Origin of the sequence: Staphylococcus simiae, from assembly GCF_002902085.1 — a bacterium.
Classification (GTDB): Bacteria; Bacillota; Bacilli; order Staphylococcales; family Staphylococcaceae; genus Staphylococcus; species Staphylococcus simiae.
The window spans coordinates 23,064-43,875 of record NZ_PPQR01000086.1; the positions used below are offsets into that span (position 1 = coordinate 23,064).

General features: G+C 31.2%; 15 protein-coding genes. 2 read left to right on the plus strand and 13 right to left on the minus strand.

Annotated features, from left to right (window positions below):
* Window positions 1–3: 3 nt before the first annotated feature.
* From ytpR to CD113_RS10160, 4 genes are all read right to left on the minus strand, one after another.
* Window positions 4–600 carry a YtpR family tRNA-binding protein gene (gene ytpR / locus CD113_RS10145; RefSeq protein WP_002463092.1) on the minus strand — a complete coding sequence of 199 codons (597 nt, stop codon included), beginning with the start codon at window positions 598–600 and terminating at the stop codon, window positions 4–6.
* 18 nt (window positions 601–618) lie between these two features.
* Window positions 619–1,485: a DUF1444 domain-containing protein gene (locus CD113_RS10150; protein WP_002463091.1), complete on the minus strand. Its 867-nt coding sequence runs from the start codon at window positions 1,483–1,485 to the stop codon at window positions 619–621.
* 99 nt (window positions 1,486–1,584) lie between these two features.
* Complete coding sequence (locus CD113_RS10155; protein WP_002463090.1) at window positions 1,585–1,896, minus strand: thioredoxin family protein; 312 nt, start codon at window positions 1,894–1,896, stop codon at window positions 1,585–1,587.
* A 38-nt stretch (window positions 1,897–1,934) separates the two neighbouring features.
* A complete protein-coding gene (locus CD113_RS10160) occupies window positions 1,935–3,011 on the minus strand; it encodes a M42 family metallopeptidase (RefSeq protein ID WP_002463088.1) in 1,077 nt (358 codons plus the stop codon).
* 83 nt (window positions 3,012–3,094) lie between these two features.
* Here CD113_RS10160 and CD113_RS10165 point away from each other — a divergent pair, with 83 nt between their 5' ends.
* A complete protein-coding gene (locus CD113_RS10165) occupies window positions 3,095–3,406 on the plus strand; it encodes a PepSY domain-containing protein (RefSeq protein ID WP_002463086.1) in 312 nt (103 codons plus the stop codon).
* A 342-nt stretch (window positions 3,407–3,748) separates the two neighbouring features.
* Here CD113_RS10165 and CD113_RS10170 read toward each other — a convergent pair whose 3' ends face one another.
* The 8 genes from CD113_RS10170 to CD113_RS10205 form a co-directional block, all read right to left on the minus strand.
* Window positions 3,749–4,579, minus strand: coding sequence for a YtnP family quorum-quenching lactonase (locus tag CD113_RS10170; protein ID WP_002463084.1), 831 nt, complete (start codon window positions 4,577–4,579; stop codon window positions 3,749–3,751).
* A 463-nt stretch (window positions 4,580–5,042) separates the two neighbouring features.
* Window positions 5,043–5,684 (minus strand): tRNA (guanosine(46)-N7)-methyltransferase TrmB, encoded by a 642-nt coding sequence (gene trmB, locus CD113_RS10175; protein ID WP_002464305.1) that lies wholly within the window; start codon window positions 5,682–5,684, stop codon window positions 5,043–5,045.
* Between the two features lie 12 nt (window positions 5,685–5,696).
* The gene (locus CD113_RS10180) at window positions 5,697–6,488 is read right to left on the minus strand and encodes a phosphotransferase family protein (RefSeq protein WP_002464304.1); all 792 of its coding nucleotides are present in this window, start codon (window positions 6,486–6,488) and stop codon (window positions 5,697–5,699) included.
* A gap of 355 nt (window positions 6,489–6,843) precedes the next feature.
* Complete coding sequence (dat, locus tag CD113_RS10185; RefSeq protein ID WP_002464303.1) at window positions 6,844–7,692, minus strand: D-amino-acid transaminase; 849 nt, start codon at window positions 7,690–7,692, stop codon at window positions 6,844–6,846.
* Between the two features lie 3 nt (window positions 7,693–7,695).
* Window positions 7,696–9,105 (minus strand): dipeptidase PepV, encoded by a 1,410-nt coding sequence (gene pepV / locus CD113_RS10190; RefSeq protein ID WP_002464302.1) that lies wholly within the window; start codon window positions 9,103–9,105, stop codon window positions 7,696–7,698.
* A gap of 346 nt (window positions 9,106–9,451) precedes the next feature.
* Window positions 9,452–9,874, minus strand: a complete 423-nt coding sequence (locus tag CD113_RS10195) for a YtxH domain-containing protein (RefSeq protein WP_002464301.1) — start codon at window positions 9,872–9,874, stop codon at window positions 9,452–9,454.
* A 16-nt stretch (window positions 9,875–9,890) separates the two neighbouring features.
* Window positions 9,891–10,583 (minus strand): pseudouridine synthase, encoded by a 693-nt coding sequence (locus CD113_RS10200; RefSeq protein WP_002464300.1) that lies wholly within the window; start codon window positions 10,581–10,583, stop codon window positions 9,891–9,893.
* A complete protein-coding gene (locus CD113_RS10205) occupies window positions 10,580–12,241 on the minus strand; it encodes a putative polysaccharide biosynthesis protein (RefSeq protein ID WP_002464299.1) in 1,662 nt (553 codons plus the stop codon). The genes CD113_RS10200 and CD113_RS10205 overlap by 4 nt, the downstream gene beginning before the upstream one ends.
* Window positions 12,242–12,636: 395 nt before the next feature.
* On the opposite strand from CD113_RS10205, the gene CD113_RS10210 reads away from it, so the two are divergent.
* Entirely contained in the window at window positions 12,637–13,902 is a 1,266-nt protein-coding gene (locus tag CD113_RS10210) for a BaiN/RdsA family NAD(P)/FAD-dependent oxidoreductase (protein ID WP_002464298.1), read from the plus strand.
* Between the two features lie 437 nt (window positions 13,903–14,339).
* On the opposite strand, the gene CD113_RS10215 is transcribed toward CD113_RS10210, so the two are convergent.
* On the minus strand, window positions 14,340–20,612 hold the full coding sequence (locus tag CD113_RS10215) for a SasC/FmtB family protein (RefSeq protein ID WP_002464297.1): 6,273 nt from the start codon (window positions 20,610–20,612) through the stop codon (window positions 14,340–14,342).
* Window positions 20,613–20,812 lie beyond the last annotated feature (200 nt).

Below are 20,812 nucleotides of genomic sequence, written 5' to 3' on the forward strand. Positions count from 1 at the left end.
AATTTATTCAAAAAATGGTTGACCAATATCATAACTATCATTAAGTACCATAATGCCTTTTTCTGCTGGTGCATTTGGTAAATCTAGTTCCTTCATTGAACAAATCATACCACTTGATGCTACGCCGCGTAATTCAGCATCTTTGATAACCATACCACTTGGCATTACTGCTCCTACTTTAGCTACTACTACTTTTTGTCCAGCTTCTACATTAGGTGCACCACAAACAATTTGTAACGTATCGTTACCAACATTAACATTTAAAACACTCAACTTATCTGCGTCTGGATGTTTATCTTTTGTTTCTACATATCCAACTACAAATTTAGGAGACAAATCAGCATCTAATGTATAGTCAAAACCAGCTTGATTAATACTTTGTTGTAAAGCTTCAAGTAAACTTTTATCTAATTTAATATGTCCATTACCATTAATTGTTGTTACAGTTGAAATATCAAATATATTGTAACCAACGACTTTATTGTCATTAGTAATTTCTACTACATTTCCTTTTTTGTTATATGCTAATTCTCCGTCTACTGGTTCAATTTGTAAAAATGCAACGTCTCCGACAAATTGTGGATTATAAAATAAATTCATAATGTCTGTACTCCTTATTTAATCTTGTTTGTTATTATTATTAAATTTTTGTCTATTTGCTTCTAATCTTTGTATAACATTAGGATCTCTTTTTTGTTTATTATTCTTACCAAGTATAAATATTGGTTCAAGATGGCCTTGTTGATAGCCAAATGATAACGATGTTATTGGTACTAAACCTTTAGTAAAAAATTCCATAGTTAAATGGGCCATAACATCATAACCTGTTTTATTACGTATATCTGCTACAATTAAGACATCTTGATGTGGGACGGCAACAAGCATTTCACCTTGGCATTGTTCTTCAAAATCATTTAAAAATGTTGTATTTAAAATTCTACTAGCATCATAACCATCATTTGAATTAATGAAATAGAAAAGATTACCTTTAACTTCATCAGTTGAATAGTTATTTGGTAACTTTCTAACATTAAATAATGAAATTTCTTTAACTTGTTGAGCAGTTAAATTTAATTCGTCCAACATACTCTCATCTATTAAACGGTAAGACTTACCTAAATCCACAGCATAATAGATGTTAGTTTCTGCCGTATGTTCATCATAAACGAATGGGTTGCCGTCTTTTGTTTCTTTATCAAAACTTGTCGCTCTGATAACTGGCATAATTTTTGAAGAATCAATTCCCGATAATTGTTGATCTTGCATCTGTGCTATAGCTTCTTCAACATAATAGACAATTTCATCTACAATTTTTTCTTTTTGAACTTCATATTTTGCCACAATAGCATTTAATTTAACTGTAATTCCTTTATTATTGTCAACTCTATAAATACGTAAAGTTTCTTCTTCACGATTAAATTTAAATTCAACATCTAAGTGCTTTAAACGTTGTTTTATTTTATCTCTCATTTGAAAGGTATTCATGTATAACACTCCTAATTTCGCACCTTTTAATAGTTTACAATAAAATAAGTCACAGTAACAGAGAAAAACGAGATTGCTCTCGTTTCTCAACTGTATAATTTATACATATTGTGCTAAAAAGTCATCAATTTGTTCTATGGATTTTCGTTCTTTTCCAATGTAACTACCAACTAATTGTCCATTTTTAAATACTAAGAAACTTGGAATACCCATAATTCCATTATCTATACATATATCCATGAATTGATCTCTATCGACAGCAACAAAATCAAACATAGGATATTTTTGTTCTAATTTAGGTAAATCTGGTTCTATTACTTTACAATCTGGGCACCATCCTGCTGTAAACTCAAATACTGTTGCACCTTGTTTTAACTCTTCAAATTGTTTTTCAGATTCTAATTGTTTCATAGTTAACCTACTCCTCTTATCAATTATATTATTAATATTTATTTATATTGTAATGTATAAATTTGGTCATCATCTAAATTTAAAAGCGCTTGTTGCAATAGTTCACGTGCTGAATAGTAATCTCTGATATCAAAAACTGCATCTGTACTATGGATATATCTTGCACAAACACCAATAACAGCAGTTGGTATACCAATGTTAGCTTTATGAATTTCTCCTCCATCAGTACCACCCGGAGAAATATAATATTGATAATTAATATGATGATGGTCTGCTAACTGTAATAAATAGTCTCTAAATGTCGGTTTCAAAATCATAGTGCCATCTTTGATGCGAATTAACGTACCTTGACCTAGTTGTCCAGCAAATGATTGTGTAGATTTAACATCATTTGCTGGTGAACAATCTACAACAAATGCAATATCAGGATTGATTAATTCAGCTGAAGCTTTTGCACCTCTTAAGCCAACTTCCTCTTGAACATTTGCTCCTACATATAAATCAAAATCTAATTCTTTATCATGTAATAATTCTAGTATTTCAATTGCAATGACACAACCGTAACGATTATCCCAAGCTTTAGCACTGTAACGATTTTCAGACAGTTGTGTGAATGTTGTGTTAGGTACTATGGTATCTCCAATTTCTATTCCCCTATCTCTCACATCTTCCTCTGATTCTGCACCAATATCGAGCGTTAAATCATGTATTTGTGGTGCACCTTCATTACCTGTTCTAAAATGTTTAGGAATGTTAGAAACTACACCTATAATTTGTTCTCCGTGACGATTCTTGACCGCTAATCGTTGTCCTTGCCAAATATCATTAGCAACGCCACCTAAATTAGTAAATTGCAACATACCATTGACGGTTATATTTGTAACCATAAATGCTATTTCGTCCATATGTGCAGCAATCATAACTCGTTTAGCATTTGGATTCTTAGATTTCTTCACTCCAAAAAATCCACCCATACGATTTTCCACAAACTCATCTATATAAGGTTCCATTTGTTGTTTCATATATTCTTTGACATCATTTTCAAAAGCTGGAGCCCCATGCATTTCTGTTAATGACTTAATTCTATCTAGTGTTGTATTTTTATCTATGTTCATAAAACTCACTCCTTAAAAGTTATTATATCATCTTCAATATGGTAAACTAAAAATATGAATTTTTAATTAAGGGAGCATAAGTGATGACAAAAGCAAAATACATAATTCCAACAATAATTACACTATTAGTCGTAATTATTTCAACTGTCTCAATTATACAATTAATCAACCGCAAACGTTATAATCCCGTTAAAGTACTAAACGAAGTGAAATCTTATTTTATGAATGTAACTGGCTCTTATATTGTTTATGAACCATTCGTTCATCCAGAAACTGATAAATATCGTTTAGTGTATCAAGGCGGTATTACAACTATTAAACATGGTAATCCTATTCATTATGATTTTTATGCAGATGCTTATACTGGAGAAGTTATTAATATCGTTGAATGTTAATATTTAATGTTGATGTGTTTAAAGTGTTAAGTTCAACTAAAGAGAAGAAGAATATTTAAAAAGTGTATTTTCAAACCATTCAACAAACGATGACATAAGCTCACAATGATGAAGATAATTATGTAAGATAGTGCTTAATAGGCGTACAATGCTAGGTTTATTTTTATGGTCAATGATGTTCGAAAGTGTAAATTGATTGTCCTTGTCCATTACTTAGTTCATCATGAATGATAAAATATATCTTCTTAAAAAAACTCAAAATTTAAACCGAAGTTTTCACAATCATGTGAAAGCCTCGGTTTTTTAATTTTAATATTTCAAAACTTGTACGCTAAATACTATTTAAATTGGTTCTCTTGTTATATATGATTCAATTGTCTTACCGTCTTGTTCATATTTTACAGCAAAATACTGTTCATCATGATAAAACAAGAACCAATATTGTTGATAAATAAAATATGGCAAAAGTCTTTCTTTTTCACGAATTGATTGCATTGGATAATCATCATATGATGTTACCCATAACGGATTAAGATGCGCATGAGTTGGGAAGATGTCACCCATATGTACTGCTTTTTCTCCCTTACTTTCAATCAAAATAATACTATGACCAAAACTATGACCACCAGTATGTTGTAATTTAATACCTGGTATAGGTTCAAATGTTTTATCAAATAAGATTAAATTATCATCGTAGTCACCAATATTTTTAGGCCAATACGTAGATTTGCTACGTAAATTAGGTGCTAAAAATTCATGCCATTCGTCTTGTTGAATGACATGTTTAGCATTTTTAAAAACAGCTTTACCTTCAGTATCAGTAAGACCTGTGGCATGATCAAAATGCATATGTGTCATCAAAACAAAATCAATATCATCCGTAGTTAAATGATACGACTCTAAATCTTTTTCTATATCACTTTCATAATCAACACCGAAGTTTCTAAGTTCTTTATCTGTTAGTTTATGTTGTCCAATACCAGCATCAATAATAATATTATGCTGTTCAGTCTGAATTAAAATCGGATGCGTAGGTAAATGAATTTGATTACGTTCATTTACTTGATACTTTTTAGACCATAGTGGCTTAGGTACTGGACCAAACATGGCTCCACCGTCTATTTTAGTATTTCCCCCATTTAAATAATGAATTGTAAAATCCCCTATTTTCATCGCATTCACCTAATTTCTATTTTTAGTCGGTATTTATAAAATTGAGAGATATTCGTACATATATAAGTGTAACTTTATAATTAATAACCTATTTCAAATTTTATCTGTAGTTACCTTATTATAAATGAAGTTTCTTATTAAAGTACAATTATACGAGTTATTAGAGCTAGTTAGATTTTTAATCTTTACTAGCTCTTGCCCAGCTTGCACATTATGTAAAAATCCTGTTGATAGAATTTTTCTTTGCTGGGTCCCTTGCCCAACTTGTGTGTTTGAAAAAACTGGCTAACCAGTTTTTCTCTGTTGGATCCCTACTTCAAGATTCTCGGATTTAGAATAATTTTTATTTTAAATTACTCATTTTTTATGTATCAGTCCTAAAAATTAGAGAACTTAAAAAAGCATCTCTATATCATTCATCAATAGAGACACTTTTTCAAATTATTATATTTTATTTTAACTATCATTGATGATGGAATTTAGCTTCCATACGATAAATTCTAGATCCTTTTTGAGAAAACTTTTGCTCATACTCAGTCAAAATATTACTGCCATCGTCTTCTTCATGAAGATTTAAATTTATTTTAGTAAAATACATTCCAAATTGAGACATACTTTCTAAACTGTAAGCGAACAATCCTCTGTTATCTGTTTTGAAATGTATTGCTCCATCTTCTGCTAATATTTGCTTATATAATGCTAAAAATGTTTGATAAGTTAATCGTCTTTTAGTATGACGTTTTTTAGGCCAAGGATCTGAAAAATTTAAGTAAATACGGCAAACTTCTTCGGGTTTAAAGTATTCATTAAGTTCTATTGCATCATTACAAATCATTTTCAAATTTGTTAACTGTAATTCTTTCACTTTATCTAATACTTTATACATGACACTTTTTTCACGTTCAATAGAAACATAATTTATATTTGGATTTTGTTGGGCTAAAGTCGTTATAAATTGTCCCATACCTGAGCCAATTTCAATATGAATGGGTTGTACTTTGTCAAACCAATCAGACATTTTTCCTGCATGTTGACCATCTAAATCTACTAAATCAGGATGATCTTTTAAATAATCTTCGGCCCATGGTTTGTATCGAACTCGCATTGTTAATTCTCCTTAAATAAACATGTTACTTGTCATTACTTCATTTAAGAATTTCAGCCAAGTATTCATATCTTTATATCTCTTCTGCTCTTCATACCATTGAACAAGACCTATTGATTGTATAACCGTATACCATTTCATACGTTTATTCAAATTCAAACTTTCTTCCACACCATAAGTTTCAAACCATGATGACCATTGCTGTTCGGGAACGTAGTTGTATAGCAGCATACCTATATCAATTGCTGGATCTGCAATCATTGCGCCTTCCCAATCTACTAAAAATAATTCATCTCTGTCAGATAATAACCAATTATTATGATTAACATCACCATGAACTACAGTGAAAAATCGTGGATCTAGACTTGGCATATGGTCTTCTAAATATGTTAACGCTTTTCTAACAGTATGATGCGTTAGTACTTCTCTAGACAATGATGCATTAATTTTATTAAGCATAATTTCTGGTGTTATAGGTTCCATTTCCATACGTTTTAACATATTCAATAATGGTCTAGAACTATGAATTTTCTTTAATAAATGTGCCACTCTAGCTTGTTTCATTTCATTTAAGTTTAATTCACGACCATTTTTCCAATGTTGTGCCGTTACAACTTCACCTGTTTCAATACGTTTTGTCCAAACTAATTTTGGGACAATACCTTCAGCAGATAAAGCAGCAATAAATGGATTTGAATTTCGTTTTAGAAATAACTTTTGACCATCTTGTTCAGCCATATACGCTTCACCAGATGCACCACCCGCAGAATCAAGTGTCCATCCTAATTGATAAAACTGCTCCAACTCGTTCACCTCACTTTCAATTAGAAAATGGCTCCAGAAATATGTTTTCAAGAGCCATATATTCTAATTTATAACGCAGTATAACTACTTGTTATACTAGTATTTAGATTTATTTTAGATAAACCTTAACGTTCTTTGTAAAATATGATTAATGGTTACCATATTTATAACTCATAGAAAATTTTATAATTTTTACGTTGATATTTCAACTGAAAATGAGAAACAAAATGTCACTTTTTACTAATAACCATTGGTTAATAAACGTTTTTTAGATTCGATATAAATTATAACATAATTAACTTACGATAGTTGATAAATTTATGAATTTAAGTTGAAAATTTTAATGATTACTAAATTAAATACTACGAGTTGCGATTGCTTTATCAAAACCTTGTTGTAATTTTCGTGTGATAGGTCCAACTTGACCATCATTTACAACTTCTCCATCTAATTTAATAACTGGTGTGACTTCTGCTGACGTACTAGATACAATAATTTCATCTGCATTTTTTAAGAAATCAACAGTAAAAGCCTCTTCTTTAAAAGGAATTTCGTAATCATCAGCAATATCTTTAATTACTCTACGCGTAATACCATTAAGTATAAAATTATTAACTGGATGAGTATAAATTACACCATCTTTAATAGCATAAGCGTTACTAGATGAACCTTCAGTTACAGTTTCACCACGATGTTGAATTGCTTCAACAGCATTATATTTCACTGCATATTCTTTTGCTAAAACATTACCTAGTAAATTTAAACTTTTAATATCACAACGTAACCATCTGATGTCTTCTACAGTTACTGCATTAACTCCATTTTCTAAGTGATCAAATGGACGGTCATAGCTTTTAGTATATGCTACGATAGCTGCATCAACTGCTGGTGTTGGGAAATTATGATTTCTTTCAGCTACACCTCGTGTTGCTTGGATATAAATGGCACCATTGTTAATGTTATTGATGTCGACTAATTTTCTTGATAATTCAATAAGTTGGTCAATATCATAATTTAAATCTAAACCAATTTCTCCAGCACTACGTAAAAATCTTTCATAATGTTCAGTTACAGTGAATAATTTCCCATTATAAACTCTAATATATTCATATATACCATCACCAAACACGTAACCTCTATCGTTGTATGATACTTTTGCATCATCTGCAGCTACAAATTCACCATTAAAAAATACTTTTTCCATATATCATTCCTCCACGCATAAAGCATATATAGCTTCTAAATAAATACTTGTTGCATTAAATAATTGTTTCTTAGTGATATATTCATTTTTCTGATGCATTAAGTCTTCAGAATCACTAAACATGGCACCAAAAGCTACCCCTTTATCTAAATTTCTAGCATATGTACCGCCACCTATAGTATATGGTTCAGTCATATCGTTTGTTTGATTTCTATATGTTTGCACCAATGTTTGAACAAATGGATCATTTTTATCAACATAATGAGGAACTTGAACTTTGCCAATTTCAATTTTGAAACCATCATGATCAATTTCTGATTTAAATCTTTCCATAGCTTTGTCAAAGTCAAATCCTTCAGGATATCTTAAATTAACTCCAAAACGTCCACCTTGTTCGTTATCGTAATTGATAATACCGATGTTTGTTGTAACGTCACCCATGACGTCAGTATGGAATTTCATACCCATCTTTTCACCAAAATTAGAATCATATAAATAACGATTACTGAATGCGACAAATGATTGGGCATTATTATCTAAATTAAGAGAAGATAAGAATTTTAGTAAATGTAAACCAGCATTAACACCAATAGAAGGATCCATACCATGAACAGCTTTTCCTTCAACAGTTAATACTAAAATGCCACTATCTACTAAACTTTCACCTTGTAGTTGATTTTGTTCTAAGAAATATTCGAAATCTTGAATAACATCAGTCATATTTTCTTTAACCAATACTCTTGCTTCAGCATGGTCTGGAACCATATTGTATCTTTCTCCTGATGTAAATGATTGAAGTTCATAATCTGGTTCATCTTTATCATCAACTATTGAATGTTGCACTAAATCAAACGTTGTAATACCTTTTTCACCATGGATTACTGGAAATTCTGCATCAGGAGCAAAACCTAATGCTGGCATTTCTTCAGTTTGGAAATAACGTTCAGTACATTTCCAATCAGATTCTTCATCTGTACCAATAATAATATGTATACGTTTTTTCCAATCAACTTTCATATCTTCTAAAATTTTAATAGCATAATATGCAGCAATCGTTGGCCCTTTGTCATCTAATGTTCCTCTAGCAATAATGGCATTATCAGTTTCAACTGGTTCAAATGGATCACTATCCCAACCTTCGCCTGCTGGCACAACATCGACATGACAAAGAATACCTAATACATCTTCACCTTTACCTGCCTCAATTCTTCCCGCAATATGGTCAACATCATAAGTTGCAAAACCATCTCTTTGTGCAATTTCATACATATAATCTAATGCTTCACGAGGTCCAGGTCCGACTGGTGTTTCTGTTGATGCTTTAGAGTCATCTCTCACACTTTCAATTGATAACAACCCTTTTAAGTCATTAATAATTTGGTCTTCATACTGTTGAACCTTTTCTTTCCACATTCGAAATCGACTTCCTTTATCTATAAGTTAAATACTATTTTACCTGAATTAAGATAAAAACTACAATAAGATGTCAGAAAATAATAAAAATATCTCGCATTTATCGCTAAGCTTAATTAAACATTGTTAAATTTTTAAAATACATACTATTGGTTAGTAAACGTATAACATATATATTTTCATTTAAAATATGAACTATTAATCCTATTGAGAATAGCAAACAGGAATACAAGTTAGTATAAGCTGAAGTGTTAGGTAATTAAAACTGACAGTCCATTTTGCTATCTAATCAAAATAAAAAAGCTAACAAGTAGTATCACTACTCGCCAGCTATAATCTTAAAATATTATTTATTATTCGGTGTTGCGTTTTTATTGTTTTTTAAATCTTCTTCAGTAACAACTCTTAAGTTGTTGTTTGCAGTCGCGCCACCTTCATCATCAAATTTACCTTCTTCAACTCGATCCGCTTCTGGGTTATCTAAATTAGTAAATTTTGATTTTTCTTCTTCTAAAAATGCTTTTGGATCATTTTTTAATCGCTCTGCGTAATCTTTAGGATTATTTTTTACTTCTTTAAGTGTTTCATTAGCAATTGATCCTAATTGACTAGCTTTATCTTTAGCATTATTTTTATATGATTCAGGATTTTGCTTATATTTATTATATTCAGCTTTTAGTTTTTCACGACTATCTTTACGTGATAATAATACTGCAACAGTTGCAGCTCCAATACCTAATACTGCTCTACATAAATTTCCTTTTGCCATAGTAAAATCTCCCTTTTTATAAATTTAACTGTTCAAAATCTGTTTTAGTTAAGAGACGATATTGCCCTAATTCTAAATTACTATCTAATTCTAAGTTAGCAATTTTGATTCTTCTAAGTTCTAATACCTCATTTTCTATACTATGAAACATCCTTTTAACTTGATGATATTTCCCTTCGTATATAGTTACTTTAGACGTAACATCATCAATAATCTCTAATATTGCTGGTTTAACTCGGCCATCAGATAATTCTACACCTTGTTCAAATTTAACAATATCAGAAGACTTTATAGGTTTATCGGAGATTACTTCATATGTCTTAGGTACGTGCTTTTGTGGACTCATTAATTTATGATTAAATTCCCCATCATTCGTTATTAATAAAAGTCCTTCTGTATCTTTGTCTAATCTACCTACTGGAAAAATATTCAGATGTTGATACTCTGGAACTAAGTCAATCACCGTTCTATGCACAGAATCTTCAGTTGCTGAAACATAGTTTTTAGGTTTATTGAGCATAATATAAACATTAGCCACATAGTCGATGACTTGACCATTAACTTTAACTGTATCTTCTTCTGGAATGATATGTGCTTTAGGTAATTTAATTACTTGATCGTTGACCGTTACGTTACCTTTTTTCAATAATTGCTTAACTTCGTTCCTCGTTCCATAGCCCATATTCGCTAAAAATTTATCTATTCTCATCGTAAAAATTTAATCTTTCTTCTTAATTTTTCAGGAATTTCACCTAAAAACTCATCAGCAAAACGTGTCTTGATGGTAATCGTTCCATAAATGATAACACCAACAAACACACCTAGAATAATGATGATTAAATAATTTAATTTAGATGGTTGTAAGAATAAGTTTAAAATATAGAATACTGCTTCTACACCTATCATCATAATAAATGAATATAAGAAAATTTTAGCAAATTGTATCCAACTTTCGGTAAATTTGAATTTCGCATATTTTTTAAGGATGATAAAATTACAACCAATTGCAAATATTAAAGCGATGCTTGTACTTAATACTGCACCTGGTGTGTGGAATAACATAATTAATGGATAGTTTAACGCTAATTTAATTACGACTGACGCTAAAATAACATAAACTGTTAATTTTTGTTTGTCTATGCCTTGTAACATTGATGCTGTAACACTTAATAAAGAAATTAAAATTGCTACAGGAGCGTAGAAGAATAACAAACGACTGCCATCATGGTTAGGATCATGACCTAAGACAATTGGATCATATCCATAGAAAACAGTGAATAGTGGTTGCGCTAACGCCATAATTCCAATACTAGCTGGTACAGTAATAAACATTAAAACACCAATAGACGTTCTAATTTGTCTATGCATTTCATCTAAACGACCTTCTTCATATGTCTTAGTAATAAATGGTATTAAGCTAACTGCAAAACCAGCACTTAATGATGTTGGAATCATAACAATTTTATTTGTTGACATATTTAGCATATTAAAGAAGATATCTTGTAATTGAGATGGCACGCCTACTAACGACAAAGCACCATTATGGGTAAATTGGTCTACTAAATTAAATAATGGATAATTTAAACTAACAATAACAAATGGAATGCTATATGCAATAATCTCTTTATACATTTTGCCATAAGAAACATCTATATCAGTTACATCTGATTTAACCATTCTATCAATGTTGTGTTTCCTCTTTCTCCAGTAATACCATAGAGTAAAAATTCCTCCTATCGCACCGACTGCTGCAGCAAATGTTGCTATACCATTGGCTAATAATATTGAACCATCAAAAACATTTAATACTAGATAACTACCGATAAGTATAAATAGTACACGTGCGATTTGTTCTGTAACTTCAGAAACTGCTGTCGGTCCCATTGATTTATAACCTTGGAATATACCACGCCAAGTTGCTAAGACCGGAATAAATATTACAACCATACTTATAATACGAATAATCCAAGTAATATCTTGTACTGACCAACCATTTTTATCATGAACACTTCTTGATAAAGTTAATTCTGAAATAAATGGCGCTAAAAAGTACAATACTAAAAATCCGAGTACACCTGTAATACTCATCACAATAAAACTTGATTTATAAAATTTCTGACTGACTTTATAAGCTCCAATTGCATTATATTTTGCGACATATTTAGAAGCAGCTAATGGAACTCCCGCTGTAGCTATAGCAATAGCGATATTATATGGCGCATAAGCGTATGTGAAAGGAGCCATATTTTCTTGTCCACCGATTAAATAGTTAAACGGTATAATAAATAGAACTCCTAAGACCTTAGTAATTAATATACTAATCGTAATTAAAAAGGTCCCACGTACCATTTCTTTACTTTCACTCATTACGTATCTCCCTATCTCATATTTATTCAAATTTTATGATAAAATATCTAAATCTTTGTTGTCAGTTGTTTTATTATGGACGAATCATAAAATTTTATATACTTACTCATTATTCAATGCTATATCATAACAATTTCTTTGCTATCTGTCATTGAATTATAAAGTGATCACTTTAATTTAAGCATACTTTTAATGCTATTATACTATTAAAGAATATAATTGTATGCTTTAATCTTATTACTTGAATGAAAAATATTATTATTTTAAAAATGTACTTCATATATTAAGGTATCATTATAGAGATATTGTAATCCTTTGGCATCATTTTAAACAACCAAAGTCATAATAAATTTTAGACAAACACCAAGTCTTTCAAATTCTGGAGGGAATTAATTATGTATCAAACAATCATTATTGGTGGTGGACCTAGTGGGTTAATGGCTGCAGTGGCCGCTAGTAACTCTACTGACAAAGTCTTATTACTTGAAAAGAAAAAAGGTTTAGGGAGAAAACTTAAAATCTCTGGCGGTGGTCGTTGTAATGTTACCAATCGTTTGCCCTATGCTGAAATCATTCAAAACATTCCTGGCAATGGCAAATTTTTATATAGTCCATTTTCAGTTTTTGATAATGAGTCAATTATAAATTTTTTCGAATCAAAAGGTGTCAAATTGAAAGAAGAAGATCATGGTCGTATGTTTCCTGTTTCAAACAAAGCTCAAGACGTCGTTGATACTTTAGTTGAAACAATTAAAAACCAACATGTAACAATCAAAGAAGAAGAAGCTGTTACACAAATCGAAGTCACTCCAAGTCATACTTTTAAAGTTCAAACGCAAAATAATACATATGAATCTCAAAGTTTAGTTATAGCGACTGGTGGTGCAAGTGTGCCACAAACTGGCTCAACAGGTGATGGTTATCAATTTGCTGAATCTTTAGGACATTCTGTTACTGAATTATTCCCTACGGAAGTTCCTATTACTTCTAATGAACCTTTTATAAAATCTAAGGAATTAAAAGGGTTGAGTTTAAAAGATGTCGAGCTATCTGTCTTAAAAAAGAACGGTAAAAAAAGAATTAGTCATCAAATGGATATGATTTTTACTCATTTTGGTATAAGTGGACCTGCAGCTTTAAGATGTAGTCAATTTGTCTACAAAGAACAAAAAAACCAAAAGAAAACGCATATCAAAATGGCAATTGATACATTCCCTGACTATAATCACGAGCAATTAAAACAAACGATACGACAACTACTCACTAAGCAACCAGATAAAGCAATTAAAAATAGTTTACATGGTTTAATTGAAGAACGATATTTACTATTTATGCTTAAACAATCACACATTGATGTCAACATAACGTCACATCATTTATCCAACCAGCAATTAAATACATTAGTAGATAATTTCAAAGGATTTACATTTGAAGTTAACGGCACTTTACCTTTAGATAAAGCATTTGTCACTGGTGGAGGTGTATCTTTAAAAGAACTGCACCCTAAAACAATGATGTCTAAATTAGTTCCAGGATTATTTTTATGTGGTGAAGTATTAGATATACATGGTTATACAGGTGGTTATAATATTACAAGTGCTTTAGTTACTGGTCATGTTGCAGGATTAAATGCTGGAAATTTCGTTTTTCAAACACAATAAATTATCTAAATATAAGTTTGCTAATTAGACTGACAAAATAATATGTTATTAAAAATCTTGGGATAACATATATTTAACACTTAATATGATGCAATGATCAGTAAATGTCTGAACGATAAATTGTTGGTGACTGTTTTACAATCTTAGTCAAGATTTACCATGTTTAGATATTATGCGTCATATGAAAGTTACCTATGATTTTTACATTAATATGCAAGATATAAATTTTCGCAATCAATGGTTAGAAAAGATTTATTTCAACCGTAAACCTTGTCTTTTATTGTTAACTAAAATGTGTAAGCTTACTATACTCTGAAGTATAGCATTCAAGTGTCTACTCAGTTAGTTTACAAATTAAAAAGCTACCTACAAAGTTTCAGTTATTGTTGTTGCTGTTACTTTGTAGGTAGCTTTTTTCTAGTTAGTATTTATTAAAACTAGTTATTGCCTTTTTGCTTTTTAGTTAATTGTCTCGCTATTAAAGCTAAACCGGCCACTAATGACATTTCCATAAATGGTAAGTGAAAATCTTGTCCACCTGTTTTTGGCAATACTTTTGTACTACATTGTGGTGTATCCTTTTTAATCACTTTTGGAGTCTGTGGTGTCACTTTTTTACGTGGCATTATTACTTCTTCTACAGGTTCAACTGGTAATTTAATTGACAGTATTTTAGTAATTGCTTCGTTTGTTTGTTGTTTAATTAGCGCAAGATCAAAGTTTCCATCTATCATGTTGAAACCTTCAGCTTTATAAGCCTCTATTAACTGAATGATATGAGCTAATTGGCTAGCAGTCGCTATAGCTTTAAATTTAGCAATTGTTTGATTTGCTACAATATCAATTTTAATTAGTGATTGTTCTTGTGTTGCAATAACCGTTTCAAGGTCATGTAATTGATGGTTGAAACGTTTTAATACGTCATCAGCTTCTTGATTAGAAATGGCTTTTCTTAAGTCATTGTCCATTGCAGTTTTTAGTTGAGCTATTTTTTGTAAGACATTATTTTTAGTTTTGTCACTTACTTTATTATAGTTCTTAATGATTGTATTTGCTCTAATCACTTCATTATTTATTTCTTGACTAATAGCAGGTTTTTTCATTGGTTTAACATTATTATCCAATAGTAGTTGTTTGTATTTTAATACAGTCTCAGCTACTTGTTGATTTGTATGATCATTGTCTATTGCTGTTAAAGCTTGTTGTTGATAAATGTTTTCTAATACTTTTGTAGCTGCCTCTTTTTCTTCAATCGTTGCTTCTTGATTATGATTAATATCATTAAGCAATTCATCTAATGTTTGTTTAATACTTTCTCTTGCTTCAGGTTTAACTTTTGTTTCTGGTTTGATTTTATCAATTGCTTGGTTACCAAGTTCAACATGATTTTGTACGTCCTGTGTTGAATGATCTTGATTAATATCATTTAGAACATTTGCTGTTGTATCGTGTAAGATATTTATTGCGGCATTTTTTTCTTCGTCTGTTGCATCTGACACTTGATTAATGTCGTTTTCTTGACTATGCGCTTTGTCGTTAATATTTTGACGACCATCCTTTTTAACATGCACATTCGGTAATATATTTTTAATATCCTCAAGACCTTTACTTTCCGTATGATCAATTTGTTGATTCGTTTGGTCTTGTGCAATTTGTTGACCTAGTTGTTGACGTAACGCATTAATTTTATCAATTGCTTCTTGTTTTTCATCATCTGTTGCATCTGGTGTTTGATCTACTGTAGCAATTTGCTCCTCTACGCCTTGATCTAGGGCATCTAATGCCGCACGTCTGCGTCTTACTTTTGGTTTTGTTTTATCTATCATATCATCTGCTTTATTTTTCAATTGTGCTACTTCTTCATTTGTTGTCACTTGTTTAATACGTTGTTTATTTTCATTAACGGTATTATCAATGATTTGATTTGCTTCATTGATTTCATCATGCGTGGCATCAGGTGTCTGTTTATTACGTTGTTTTTGTGTATTCGCTGTATTTTGAATATCATCAATTGCTTCTTGTTTAACAACAACATTCGGTAAAATAGTAGCAATATTGTTGATACCATTTTGTTCAGCTTTGTTTACTTCTGCTGTAGAAGGTAACTGATTAATTTGTTGTAGTATTTGTTGTTTAAGACCAGTTAAATCGTTAAGTGCTTTATTCTTTTCTTCATCTGTAGCATTTGGCGTTGTTAATATACGTTCTTTCTGTTGCTCAAATTTTTGTTCTACAGCATTTCTAGCTTCACTTCTGACATTATGTGCTGGTGTAATTTGAGCTATATTATCAAATGCTTGCGTTTCTGTATCATTGACTTGTTGGTTAGTCTTATCGTTATTAATATCTTGCATGGCTTGCTTAACAATATTATCAAGCTGTTGTAGGGCTACTTGTCGTTCATCTGAAGTTGCTTCTAAGTCTTGATTAATTTGATTTCTTTTTTCATTAGCATGTTGATTAATACGTTCTCTGGCAGCCGGTTTTACTCTAGTTTCTGGAACGATTGTATTGATGTCATTGATTGCATTAGCTTTTAGTTGATTAACTTGGTCATTCGTGTTGGCCTGATCAATACTATTTAAAGCCTGAGTTTTTGCTGTTGCTAAACGTTGTAATGCCGCTTCTTTTTCATTATCTGTTGCATCAACATTATTATTAATCACTTGAGTTTGACTATCGTTCGCTTGACTGATCGCATTTCGAGCTGCTGGCTTAACTTCAGCTTGAGGTATGATTGCATTAATCGTATTAACTCCAGCTGTTGTTGCTTGATCTACGTCACTATTTGTTTGACTTTGATTAATTTGTTGCAATGCATTATTTAATGCTGTTTGCACTTTGTCTTTAGCTTGTTGCTGTTCATCGACAGTTGTATCTGGTATTTGAGCGATATCTGCATCGTGAGAAGTAGCTTGTTGGTTAACGGTATTTCTTGCTTCTTTCTTTTTAACTACATTTGCAGCAACGCCTTCAAGTGTAGTTAAACCATCTGTTTTAGCTTGTTCAACTTGCGTATTTGTCGTTGCTTGATTGATAGCATCTATAGCTTGTTGTTTATCTATGTTTAAAGCATTAATAGCTTCATCTTTTTCTTCTTTAGTAGCATCAGGTGTTTGATTGATATTCGCTACTTTTTCTGTATATTTATCATTAATTGCTTGTATAGCCGTTGGCTTAACAACTTCTTGTGGAAGTACTTGAGCAATTTGAGTTAACCCTTCAGTTGTCGCTAAATCAACTTCGTTATTATGCGTTGCTTGATTGATATTATTTTTAATTTGCGTTACTAAATGTGTTAATTGTTGTAATGCAGCTTGTTTTTCTTCTTCAGTTGCTACTGTATTATTGTTAATCACTTGTTCTTGTTGCTGTTGTTTTTGATCAATTTGATTGATAGCATCTGGTTTCTTTTGAACTATTACTGTATCATTGTCAATATTTTGAATAGCATTATCTTTAATCGTATTGACATCATTCGTCTTTCTTGCATTATTGATTTTATTTAACGCATCTTGTAATTGTTGATCTACTTGATTTTGAGCCACTTCTATTTCTTCTTGTGTGGCATTTGGTGTTTGTGTTAATTGTTGTTTTTTATCATTAGCTTTAGTTGTCACTGCAGCTCTAGCATCTGTCTTAACAGTTGTTTGTGGTTCATCTTGTGTAATGTCATTAATACCATTATTTTTAGCATCTTGAACATCTTGATTTGTCGTCGCGTTATTAATATTTGTCACAGCTTGTGTTTCATCATTGTTAACTTCTTGAATTGCTGCATCTTGTTCTTCATCTGTAGCATCGTTATTTGCTTTAATACGAGCAATTTGTTGTTGAGCTTGATCATGAACTTCATTTCTAGCATCTGTTTTTTCTTTTGTTGCTGGTAAAATATTATTAATGTCAGTTGTCCACGTTTGTTGTAATTGGTCAACTTCAGCATTCGTTGACGCTTGATCAATAGCCTGTTCTGCTTGCGTAACTGCTTGATCTACTAACGATAACGCAGCTTGTTTCTCTTCAATAGTAGAATCATTACTTTGATTAATGACTGTTTTATGAGCAATTGCTGCTTGATTAATCGCACTTTTGGCATCAGGCTTTTTCGCAATAACCGGTTGAATACCATCTATCGTTTGTAATCCAGTGGCCTTAACTTGATTAACTTGGTTATTTGTAGTTGCTTGATTAATATTATTTAGTATAGTAGTAACTTCTTGGTCTAAGTTCGCAATTGCTGCATCTTTTTCTTCTTTAGTTGCTGCTTGAATATTTAATAATTGTTGTCGTTTAGTTGCTGCTAATTGATTTATGTCATTGCGTGCAGCTGGTTTAACTATAGGTTCTACCACATCCGTACTAATATTTGCTATAGCTGCATCTTTTGCTTGTGCAACTTGATCATTCGTAGTGGCATTATCTATCGCTGTATCTCCTTCAGTAACATGAGTATCAATTTTTTGATTGGCTGCTGCAATTTCTTCTGCTGTTGCATCACTATTATTATTATTTAATTGTTTTTGCTCAGCTGCCTTATCACTCACAGCCTTTTTAGCTGCTGGTTTGACTATTGGTACACCGACATCAGCATTTAATAATTGAATTCCTGCATTTGTTGCATTTGTAACACCTTGGTCAGTAGTTTGGTTATCAATGTCATTTAAAGCTTGGTTTTTATGATTATCTATTTGCTCTTCAATGGCTGTTTTTTCTTCATCTGTTAAGTCATTATTATTTTCAGCTAAATTAACCATTTGTTGTGCTTTTTGAGTAATTTGTTGGTTGGCATTCACACTACTAACTAATGTGTGCGACATTTGATCCACTAATTGATCTATTTGTTGTTGCGTAGCGCGTTGGTCCACTGGTACATTTTGATTTTGTTCATTAAGAATGTTATTCGCTCTAACTTTCAATTTATTATATTCTAAAATAGATGCATACGTATAATTCACTTGTTGTGGTATAAAATCATACTGTGTTTGTAAAGCATCTTTATTCATAATGATACTTAATGGCGATGACGTCGTTGCTGTTGTATATGGCGGATTAGCATTATTCATAGTTAATTCAGTGTATGTTTTATATGTGATATTACTTTCTAAATTAACGGTTTTAGGTGTATTTATTCTATTAATATGCACTTTAAATTTTAAGTTGATTTCTTTTAATGGTAATAACATCGGTGTATTAGGTGCACCATTTTTCGCAGTTAAACCATTACTTGAAAATGTCACTGTATTCGCTGTTCTGTCATACGCTACAGTAAATGGATTAACATCTGTATTCGCCACATTGCCAATAGGTGTGCTCGTTACTAATGAATTATCCACATATGTCACATCATCCGGTAATTTAACTTTATACACTAAAGCACCATTATCTAATGACGCACCAAAATTCCCATCATTAGAAATCGTTGCATCGATGGCTAAATCGCTATCTGTCTTAATAGTATTATTATAATTAATATTTTTGATATAGGCATGAGAACCTGATTTTACGCCGATTGTATCAACGAGTGAAAAGTACTTATAGCCATCTTGGTTTTTAGTCACCCTTCTAAAATTTCCATGCACACTAGCATCTGGTAACAATTGAATTTTAAGATCAGTAACATTTGCTGGTATTGTTGCTAATCTTAAAGTAGAACCTCCATCTACTGTTGCTCTAGCAATTTCAGAATCGTCAGCTGCATTTTTCAATACTAAAATTGTTGCCCCATTACCATCTGCACTTGCCATCGTATTAAATTGAAAGACGACTTCTGAATTAGGATGTACTGAGACAATTTTTTCAATACCGTTAAAATCTCCTGTATCACTAGTATTAGTTGCTAATACTCTACCTAATGCAATGACATTATCTGATGCTTGATCATTCTTTGGATCACCTTGATTGAAGACACTAGTTCTTACTAATGAAGCACTTAAGACACCGACTTTACCATTATTAATCATCGTAAAGCCTGGTAAATTACTGACAACAGTAACTGCTGGTCTTAATTTATCTGGACTTGGATTAATACCATTATTATCAAATGTAAATACTTCGTTAATACTACCAACATTATTTGTACCTGGGTCTGTATTAGCAGCATTATTAGCTAGAGCTGCTGGTGCAGGTCCTGGCGCTTGTCGTCTTGTTCTTTTCTTAGGTTTATTTGAAGTCGCTTCTGTAACTGCAACGACATTTGTTTTGTCATTTGAATGTCTTAATTGTTCTTGAATCTCTTTTAATGAAATATGATGATCTACTGTTGATGTATTTTCAGGCACAATTAATGCGTTATGATTTGCTATCATTGCATCGTTAGATACTTTAGGAGCATCATTGACCGGTTGATTGTTATTATTTTTATTTGTAGTGTCAGCTTGTTTAGCATTCACATTATTAGCATCAGTCGCTTTCTGATGATTAGAATTAATTAAATCAGATGATTGATTTATATTATTATTAACAGTTGAAGTTGTAGTTAATTTATTATTTGGATTATTAGCAGTGTTTGCTTGAGTGGCAGTCTGTTGATTGGCTAGTTGTTGATTTGTAGGCTGAACCATATTTGAAGCTGTATTTGATACTGTTTGATCTGCTGCATATGCCTCTGAATGATTGGGGTTAGCTAATATTAAGACAGATCCTATTACTGTTGACAATATACCTACTTTATATTTTCTGATACTGTATTTATTATTTTTTTCTACATTCATTGTGTCGTCCTCCTGGTTGTTAATTCTATGATGTTTGATACGAACGCTTTGGTAAATTGATTTGTATTCAAATATTATTTTGCACAATAAAATTATTCTAATTAAGTTTATCATCATAATTATATAAAATAAAGTTATATTTTATTACAATTTAATTTCTACTTTTAACTGCTCTGTAATAATTAATGTTACATACTCTG